The following is an 8,145-nucleotide window of genomic DNA, read 5'->3' as shown; positions in this document are numbered from 1 at the left end:
GTGCCGGCGGCCGTCCCGCCGGTGGCTTCCAGCGTGCCGGTGCGGGTGCTCCCGGCCCCGGCGCTCCCGGTCGTGGCGGTCCTGCGTTCGCGGGCCGTCCCGGTGGCGGTCGCGGTCGCGGCGGCACTGCCGGCGCGTTCGGCAAGGGCGGCGCGAAGGGCAAGTCGCGCAAGTCGAAGCGCACGAAGCGGCTCGAGTTCGAGATGCGCGAGGCGCCGTCGATCGGTGGCGTCAAGGTCCGTCGCGGCGACGGCACGACCGTCGTCCGGATGCGCCGCGGCGCATCGATCGCCGACTTCGCCGAGAAGATCGACGCGAGCCCCGGCGACCTCGTGACCGTGCTGTTCCACCTCGGTGAGATGGCGACGGCGACGGAGTCGCTCGACGAGGCGACCTTCGAGCTGCTGGGCGCGGAGCTCGGCTACCGCATCCAGATCGTCAGCCCCGAGGACGAGGACAAGGAGCTCCTGGAGGGCTTCGACATCGACCTCGAGCAGGAGCTCGAGGACGAGACCGACGAGGACCTCGTCTACCGCTCGCCCGTCGTCACCGTCATGGGTCACGTCGACCACGGCAAGACGCGACTGCTCGACGCGATCCGCGGCGCCAACGTCATCGAGGGCGAGGCCGGCGGCATCACGCAGCACATCGGCGCCTACCAGGTGTGGCAGGAGCACGAGGGCGAGGACCGCGCGATCACCTTCATCGACACCCCGGGCCACGAGGCGTTCACCGCCATGCGTGCCCGTGGTGCGCAGGTGACCGACATCGCGATCCTCGTGGTCGCGGCCGACGACGGCATCATGCCCCAGACGATCGAGGCGCTCAACCACGCGCAGGCAGCCAACGTGCCGATCGTGGTCGCGGTGAACAAGGTCGACAAGGAGGGCGCGAACCCCGCCAAGGTGCGCCAGCAGCTCACCGAGTACGGCCTCGTCACCGAGGAGTACGGCGGCGACACGATGTTCGTCGACGTCTCGGCGCTCGCGCGCACCGGTATCGAGGAGCTCCTCGAGGCCGTGCTGCTCACCGCCGACGCCGGTCTCGACCTGCGCGCCAACCCCAACAAGGAGGCTCGCGGCGTCGCGATCGAGGCTCGCCTCGACAAGGGCCGCGGCGCGGTCGCGACCGTGCTCATCCAGTCGGGCACGCTGCGCGTCGGCGACGCGATCGTGGCGGGCACGGCCTACGGCCGCGTCCGTGCGATGGTCGACGACCGCGGCGAGCTGGTCCACGAGGCCGGCCCGTCGATGCCCGTCCAGGTGCAGGGCCTCTCGAGCGTCCCCCGTGCAGGTGACAGCTTCATCGTCACCGAGGAGGACCGCACCGCGCGCCAGATCGCTGAGAAGCGCGAGGCCGTGGAGCGCAACGCGCAGCTGGCGAAGGCCCGCAAGCGCCTGTCGCTCGAGGACTTCAAGCTCGCGCTCGAGCAGGGCAAGGTCGAGACGCTCAACCTCATCATCAAGGGCGACGTGTCGGGTGCCGTGGAGGCGCTCGAGGAGTCGCTCATGAAGATCGAGATCGACGACACCGTCGACCTGCGGATCATCCACCGCGGTGTCGGTGGCGTGACCGAGTCGGATGTGAACCTCGCGACGGTCGACTCGGCCGTCATCATCGGGTTCAACGTCCGCCCCGACCCGAAGGCTCGAGAGCGCGCTGCCCGCGAGGGTGTCGACATCCGCTTCTACAACGTGATCTACGCGGCCATCGAGGACGTGGAGAACTCGCTGAAGGGCATGCTCAAGCCGGAGTTCGAGGAGAAGCAGTCGGGCGTGGCGGAGATCCGCGAGGTGTTCCGCTCGTCGAAGTTCGGCAACATCGCCGGCTGCATCGTGCGCTCGGGGACGATCACCCGCAACGCGAAGGCGCGCGTCATCCGCGACGGCGTCGTGCTGGCCGATGGCCTCGCCATCGAGTCGCTGCGCCGCTTCAAGGACGACGTCACCGAGGTCCGCACCGACTTCGAGTGCGGCATCGGCCTCGGCAAGTTCAACGATCTCCAGATCGGTGACGAGATCGAGACCACCGAGATGGTGGAGAAGCCGCGCGTCTGACACGCGACAAGGGTGTGGGGCGGCTGCGGTCGCCCCACACCCGTCTCTAGGACCGGAGGAACGACATGGCAGAGAACCCCAGGGCGAGGAAGATCGCCGACCGCATCCACGAGATCACCGTGCGCGCGCTCGAGCACGAGGTGCGCGACCCGCGGCTCGGCTTCGTCACGATCACGGCCGTGCGCATGACCGGCGATCTCCAGCACGCGTCGATCTTCTACACCGTGTACGGCACGGACGAGGAGCGCGAGGAGACCGCGAAGGCGCTCGCGAGCGCGAAGGGCGTCGTGCGGCGCGAGATCGGCAAGGGGCTCTCGCTCCGGCTGACCCCGTCGATCGAGTTCTTCCTCGACGCGCTGCCCGAGAGCGCCGCATCGATCGAGCACCTGCTCGACGAGGCGCGCGTGCGGGACCGCGCCGCGCAGGAGGCGGCTGCCGCTGCGCAGTACGCCGGCGACGCCGACCCGTACAAGAAGCCGCGCGAAGCGGACGACGAGGACTGAGCAGCCCGGTTCGTACGCCGGACGCCGTCAGGCGAGCCGGCGCACGAGCCGCAGCTCGCGCAGCTCCGTCGCGCCGCCCGCGGCGCCGAGCCGCTCGGTGCCGTCGGCGTGCCAGTCGTGGCGGCCGTAGAACCGGAACGCTCGCTCGTTGCCGTGCAGCACCCAGAGGTACGCCTCGCGCCACCCGTCGGAGCGCAGCCCGAGCACCGCGTGCTCGATGAGCGCGTGGCCGGTCCCCGTGCCCCAATGGCCGGGCAGCACGTAGAGCCCGGCGAGCTCGCCTCGGCCGGCATCCTCCGCGTCGCGACCGCGACCGAACGTCGCCCAGCCGGTGATGGCGCCGTCCGCCTCGGCCACGAGCATCCGGTGCACGGCGTCGCCGTCGCCGTAGCTCGGCTGCCCGGCGCCCGTGCGCTCGAGCCACCGCGTCCACATCTGCTCGCGCTGCTCGACCCGCTGCGCGTCGAGCACGGCGTCGTCGATGAGCCCGCGGTAGGCCGCGCGCCACGTCTCGACGTGGACGGTCGCGACACCGCGGGCATCCTCGACGGTCGCCGGGCGGACTCGCGTCACCATGGTCAGGCCTCGGCGAACCGCAGCCGCCGCGCGGCGAGGTCGGCCTCGGTGAGCCTGACGCGGATGCGCGTGCCCGGCCCGGCGGCCGTGTCGCACGCGGCCTCGGTGGGCGGGTCGAGCAGCTGGATCGTCGCGCCCTCCTTGCGCGTCTCGACCACGACGGCGTCGAACTCCTCGCCGATCCGGTGCCGCAGCACGGCGATCTCGACCGCGTCGATCGACTCGCGCTCGAGCCGCGACGCCAGCTGGCCCGACGCCTGCATGATCTCGGGCAGCCCCTCGAGCCCCTCAGTGGCCCACGCGGGGATCTCACGGCCGTTCGCGATCGCATCGCAGTGCGCGAGCACGTACCGGTCGACGAGCCGCCGCAGCGGTGCCGTGGTGTGCGCGTACGGGGCGCCGATCGCGGCCTGCTCGAGCTCCGACGCGACCGAGTCGTCGTCGAGCACCGTGTAGGAGGCGCCGCGGAACAGCCGCCGCGCGGCCTGCAGGATCGCGAGCGTCGTGGGCTTCGAACGATCGAGCCGGCGCAGGAACGCGCCGTAGTGCTCGCCCTCGACCCACTCCTCGCCGATCGCGCGCACCTCGGTGCGGAAGCGCTCGACGTCGCCCGGCGGGGGCACCGGCATCGTGCGCAGGATGCCGCGCTTCGCCCGCAGCTGCAGGTTCGCCGCCTCCATGCCCGTCATGAGCGACAGCTGGGCGTTCCAGCGCTCGACCGGCAGCAGCTCACGGCGCTCGATCGCGAAGTCGTCGCCGTCGCGCACGACCTGCTCCTCGGGCATGTCGAGGCTCGCGCCCTCGCGGGCCTCCTCGAGCGCGATCCGCAGCTCGCCGATCTCGCGGAGCAGGCCGAGCATGGCGTCGCCCGCGTCGACGCGCCGCTGCGCCTCGACGTAGGTCAGCTGCGCGCGCGAGCGCACGCGCGCCCGCTCGAGCGTCGTCTCGGTCACGTCGCCCGACGCATCCAGGTGCATCGTCCAGACGTACGCGCTGCGCTCCTGCCCCTCGAGCAGGCTCGCGGCGCCCTCGCTCACGATCGGCGGATGCAGCGGCACGCGGCCGTCGGGCGCGTACATCGTCTGCCCGCGGCGCCGCGCCTCGGCATCGATCGCGCCGCCCGGCTCGACGAACGCGGGCACGTCGGCGATGGCGTAGCGCACGACGAACCCGTCGCCGTCGCGCTCGAGGTGGAGCGCCTGGTCGAGGTCGGTCGAGCCCTCCGGGTCGATCGTGACGAAGTCGACGTCGGTGCGGTCGGCGTCCGGCAGTCGCGGCGAGGCGGCGTACGCCTCGGCCTCGGCCTGCGCGGCGGGCGGGAACTCGGCCGTGAGTTCCAGCTCCTCGCGGATGGCGGCGAGGGCGGCGGCGAGCTCGTCGCTCGCATCGGTCAGACGCGCGTGTCGTGCCGGCATGCGTCACAACCTAGTCGGGCAGCCTGACCGCTCCGGGCTCTCGCACGACGAGGCCGTCGGCCGCGAGCGACGCGACGGCGCGCTCGAGCTGCTCGGCATCGGGCCACAGCGGCGTGAGCTCGGCCTCGGCGAGCGGCACGTCGACCGCGCGCAGCGCGCGCAGCACCGTGCCGCGCGCCTGCCGGTCGCTGCCGGCGAAGGCGCCCTGGCGGGGCGCTCGCCTGCCCTCGAACGCGGGGTAGCCGGCTGCCCGCCAGGCGCAGGCCGCCGCGATCGGGCACGCGTCGCACCGCGGCGCCCGAGCCGTGCAGACGAGCGCGCCGAGCTCCATGAGCGCGATCGAGACCACGGATGCGTCGGCGGGGGAGGCGGGCAGCAGCGCCTCGACGCCGGCGAGGTCGCGCCTCGCGGCCGGCCCGGCCTCGCCCTGACCGTGCACGGCCCGCGCGACCACGCGGCGCACGTTCGTGTCGACCACCGGGTGCCGGTCGCCGAAGTGGAAGACGGCGACGGCGCGCGCCGTGTAGTCGCCGATCCCCGGCAGCGCGAGCAGCTCGGCGACGTCGCGCGGCACCTCGCCGCCGTGCCGCTCGACGATCGCCCGCGCCGCATCCTGCAGCCGCAGCGCGCGCCGCGGGTAGCCGAGCGTGCCCCACTGGCGCAGCACCTCGTGCGTCGGAGCGTCCGCGAGCGCGGCGGGCGTCGGCCAGCGCTCGAGCCAGCGGTCGATCTCGACCGCGACGCGCGACGCCTGGGTCTGCTGGAGCATGATCTCGCTCACGAGCGTGCCCCACGCGTCGAACTCGGGCCGTCGCCAGGGCAGGTCGCGCGCGCTGGCGCGGTACCAGCCGGCGAGCGCGTCCAGGGAGGCGGCAGGGAGCATCCCGCCAGGCTAGACGAGCAGGATCCGCCGCTCGGCGGAGGCGGCCGCGCCCGCAGCGCCCTAGCGTGATCGTCGTGACCGAGACCGCTCCGCCGCAGCATCCCGAGCCCGTCGTCGACCACGCCGCGGCAGCGACCGCCGCTCGCGGCAGGAGCCTCGCCCCCGACCTCGCGCGCGGCCTCATGCTGCTGCTCATCGCGCTCGCCAACGTGCCGTGGTGGCTCTACGCGGGCCGGCACGGGCTGACGAACGCGCATACCGTCGGCCATGGGGGCGCCGACCTCGGCTACCAGCTCTTCTCGCTCGTCGCGATCGACGGCCGCTCCTACCCGCTGTTCGCGTTCCTCTTCGGCTACGGCATCTGGCAGCTCTACAGCCGGCAGTCCGCCGCAGGCACGCCGAGCTCCGAGGCGCGGCGACTGCTGCAGCGGCGCCACTGGTGGCTGCTCGCGATCGGCGCCGTGCACGCGCTGCTGCTGTGGTTCGGCGACATCGTCGGCGCGTACGGCATCACCGGGCTGCTCGTCACGTGGCTGCTGCTGCAGCGACGCGACCGCACCCTCCAGGTCGTCGCGTGGGTGATGGCGGGGCTGCTGCTGCTGTTCGCGCTCTTCTCGATCGTCAGCGGCGTCGTGCTCAGCACTGGCATCGCGGGCGACCCCGCGCAGTTCGCCGGTGGCGCGCTCCCCTCGGTGGCGGGGCTCTCGGACTACCCCGTCTTCATGCTCGCGAGCATCGGCACCTGGCTCGTCGCGACGCCCGGCCAGCTGCTCGCACTCACGGTGCCGCTCGCCGTGACGCTCGGCATCCTCGCGGCACGCCGTGGGCTGCTCGACCGGCCGCGCGAGCACCGCTCGACGCTCATCCGCATCGCCGTGGTGGGCATCGCGATCGGCTGGGCGGGCGGCGCCCTCGCCGCCGCCCAGTTCGCCGAGCTGCTGTTCGACCCCGCGATCTCGTGGGCGACGATGGGCGTCTCGAGCCTCGCCGGCGTCGCGGGCGGCGTCGGCTACGCCGCGCTCTTCGGCCTCGTCGCCGCTGCGGTCGGCGAGCGCGGAGGCGTCGTCTCGCGAGCGCTCGCAGCCGTCGGCAAGCGCTCGCTCTCGAGCTACCTGCTGCAGTCGGTGCTGTTCGCGCCGGCGTTCGCCGCGTGGGGCTTCGGGCTCGGGGCGGTGCTCTCGCCGCTCGGCGCAGCCGCCTTCGCGGTCGGCGTGTGGCTCGTCACCCTCGTGGTCGCCGTGGTGCTCGACCGTGCCGGCAGGCGCGGTCCGGCCGAGGCGCTGCTGCGCCGGCTCGCCTACGGCACGCGGCCCGTGGCCGCCCCGACGCCCGTGGCGTGAGCGCCTAGGCTGACGACATGGTCGACTCCTCGCTGCTCATGCAGGCAGCCTCCTGGACGCCCGAGCAGAAGGCGCTCTACACGACCCTCGCCGAGCAGCTCGTGCGGCGCAATCCGCGCGGCCGCCGGCTCGTCGCGATCGAGGGTCGCGACGGCGTCGGGAAGACGCGCTTCGCGGATGCGCTGCAGGTCGCGTTCGCTCGCGCCGGCGTCGAGGCGTTCCGCGCGAGCGCCGACGACTTCCACCGGCCGCAGGCGTTCCGGTACCGCCAGGGCAGGGACTCGCCGAAGGGCTACTACGAGGACGCCTTCGACACCGAGCTCCTCGACCGGGTGCTGCTGCACCCGTTCCGCATGGGCGGATCGACGGGCTTCATGACGCGCGCCTTCGACCTGCACGCCGACCGCGCGGTCGAGATGGAGTGGGAGACGGCGGGCCCGGATGCCGTGCTCATCGTCGACGGCGTGTTCCTGCAGCGTCCCTCGCTCGCGGGCAAGTGGCACGCCGTCATCTTCCTCGAGGCCGACGACCGGGTGCGCGGTGAGCGGATGCGCGCCCGCGACGGCGCGCATCCCGACGTGCAGCACGCCTCCCACCGGCGGTATCGCGAGGCGCACGACCTCTACGAGCGCACCGTCCGGCCGCGCGGCAAGGCGCTCGCGATCGTCGACAACAGCGACTGGCGCTGGCCGAAGCAGGTCTTCGCCGACAGCTGCTAGCCGAGCCGCCGCACGACCGACGCGGGCAGGAACCGGCCCGTGCGCTCGACCTCGTGCACGAGCTCGACGAGCGACGCGTTCACCGGCGCCTCCCGGCCGATCCTCGCCGCCGCCGCGACGACGGCGCCGTTGATGTGGTCGACCTCGGTGGGCTGACCGCGGCGGATCGACTGCTGCGTCGAGCCGAGGTTCGGCACGTCGCCCAGCCGGTCCTTGATGCGGAGCGGCACCTGCTGCGCGATGCGCCGCGGCGCGAACGCGACGACGCGCACGAGCACGGGCGTGAGCCCCTGCAACGGCTGGAAGCGCACGCCGGAGGCGAGCCCGATGCGCGCCGTCTCGCGCATCGAGGCGAGCATGACGCGCCGCAGCCCCGGGTCGCGGATGACGTCCTGCACGGAGTGGCCGACGATCGCCGGCAGCGCGTTCACCATGTTGATGAGCAGCTTCGTCCACTGCGCGCCCTCGATCGACGGCGTCAGGCTCGTCGGCAGCGCCTCGGCGAGGAGCTCGGCGAAGCGAGCGCCCTCCGCGCCGCCGACGATGGTGTCGCCGGGAGCCGTCACGGTGATGGTGCCCGGCTCCATGGAGTTCGCGGCCATGAGCGCGATGCCGCCCGCGACGCGCGAGTGGCCCAGCAGCTCGGCGGGCG

At 73.3% G+C, this 8,145-nt stretch carries 8 protein-coding genes; 4 read left to right on the top strand and 4 right to left on the bottom strand.

Features of this window, described 5'->3' with window-relative positions; all coding sequences use genetic code 11:
• The coding region (gene infB / locus ABD106_RS13520; RefSeq protein ID WP_343921251.1) for a translation initiation factor IF-2 at positions 1–2,057 on the top strand (2,057 nt) is incomplete at its 5' end.
• A 65-nt stretch (positions 2,058–2,122) separates the two neighbouring features.
• Positions 2,123–2,560, top strand: a complete 438-nt coding sequence (gene rbfA / locus ABD106_RS13515; protein ID WP_343921249.1) for a 30S ribosome-binding factor RbfA — start codon at positions 2,123–2,125, stop codon at positions 2,558–2,560.
• A gap of 27 nt (positions 2,561–2,587) precedes the next feature.
• Here the strand turns inward: rbfA and ABD106_RS13510 are convergent, their stop codons facing one another.
• The 3 genes from ABD106_RS13510 to ABD106_RS13500 are packed head-to-tail and all read right to left on the bottom strand — an operon-like array spanning position 2,588 to position 5,434.
• Positions 2,588–3,136 (bottom strand): GNAT family N-acetyltransferase, encoded by a 549-nt coding sequence (locus ABD106_RS13510; protein WP_343921247.1) that lies wholly within the window; start codon positions 3,134–3,136, stop codon positions 2,588–2,590.
• Positions 3,137–3,138: 2 nt separating this feature from the next.
• On the bottom strand, positions 3,139–4,551 hold the full coding sequence (locus ABD106_RS13505) for an RNB domain-containing ribonuclease (RefSeq protein ID WP_343921245.1): 1,413 nt from the start codon (positions 4,549–4,551) through the stop codon (positions 3,139–3,141).
• A gap of 10 nt (positions 4,552–4,561) precedes the next feature.
• On the bottom strand, positions 4,562–5,434 hold the full coding sequence (locus ABD106_RS13500) for an HhH-GPD family protein (RefSeq protein ID WP_343921243.1): 873 nt from the start codon (positions 5,432–5,434) through the stop codon (positions 4,562–4,564).
• 74 nt (positions 5,435–5,508) lie between these two features.
• Here ABD106_RS13500 and ABD106_RS13495 point away from each other — a divergent pair, with 74 nt between their 5' ends.
• On the top strand, positions 5,509–6,774 hold the full coding sequence (locus ABD106_RS13495) for a DUF418 domain-containing protein (protein WP_343921241.1): 1,266 nt from the start codon (positions 5,509–5,511) through the stop codon (positions 6,772–6,774).
• Positions 6,775–6,791: 17 nt separating this feature from the next.
• Entirely contained in the window at positions 6,792–7,493 is a 702-nt protein-coding gene (locus ABD106_RS13490) for a nucleoside/nucleotide kinase family protein (RefSeq protein WP_343921239.1), read from the top strand.
• Here the strand turns inward: ABD106_RS13490 and ABD106_RS13485 are convergent.
• Positions 7,490–7,927 (bottom strand): ketopantoate reductase C-terminal domain-containing protein, encoded by a 438-nt coding sequence (locus ABD106_RS13485; protein ID WP_343921613.1) that lies wholly within the window; start codon positions 7,925–7,927, stop codon positions 7,490–7,492. The two genes, ABD106_RS13490 and ABD106_RS13485, sit on opposite strands and share 4 nt — an antisense overlap.
• Between the last annotated feature and the right edge of the window lie 218 nt (positions 7,928–8,145).

This window comes from Agrococcus citreus (genome assembly GCF_039527715.1).
GTDB lineage: Bacteria > Actinomycetota > Actinomycetes > Actinomycetales > Microbacteriaceae > Agrococcus > Agrococcus citreus.
The sequence above is the reverse complement of the archived record's forward strand: the minus strand, read 5'-3'. Positions and strand labels throughout refer to the sequence as shown.

Bases quoted from the DNA above. Each gene is read 5' to 3' on its own strand.
- ABD106_RS13485 (WP_343921613.1), bottom strand. From the start codon at position 7,927: ATGGTGAACGCGCTGCCGGCGATCGTCGGCCACTCCGTGCAGGACGTC.
- ABD106_RS13510 (WP_343921247.1), bottom strand. From the start codon at position 3,136: ATGGTGACGCGAGTCCGCCCGGCGACCGTCGAGGATGCCCGCGGTGTC.
- ABD106_RS13500 (WP_343921243.1), bottom strand. From the start codon at position 5,434: ATGCTCCCTGCCGCCTCCCTGGACGCGCTCGCCGGCTGGTACCGCGCC.
- rbfA (WP_343921249.1), top strand. From the start codon at position 2,123: ATGGCAGAGAACCCCAGGGCGAGGAAGATCGCCGACCGCATCCACGAG.
- ABD106_RS13490 (WP_343921239.1), top strand. From the start codon at position 6,792: ATGGTCGACTCCTCGCTGCTCATGCAGGCAGCCTCCTGGACGCCCGAG.
- ABD106_RS13505 (WP_343921245.1), bottom strand. From the start codon at position 4,551: ATGCCGGCACGACACGCGCGTCTGACCGATGCGAGCGACGAGCTCGCC.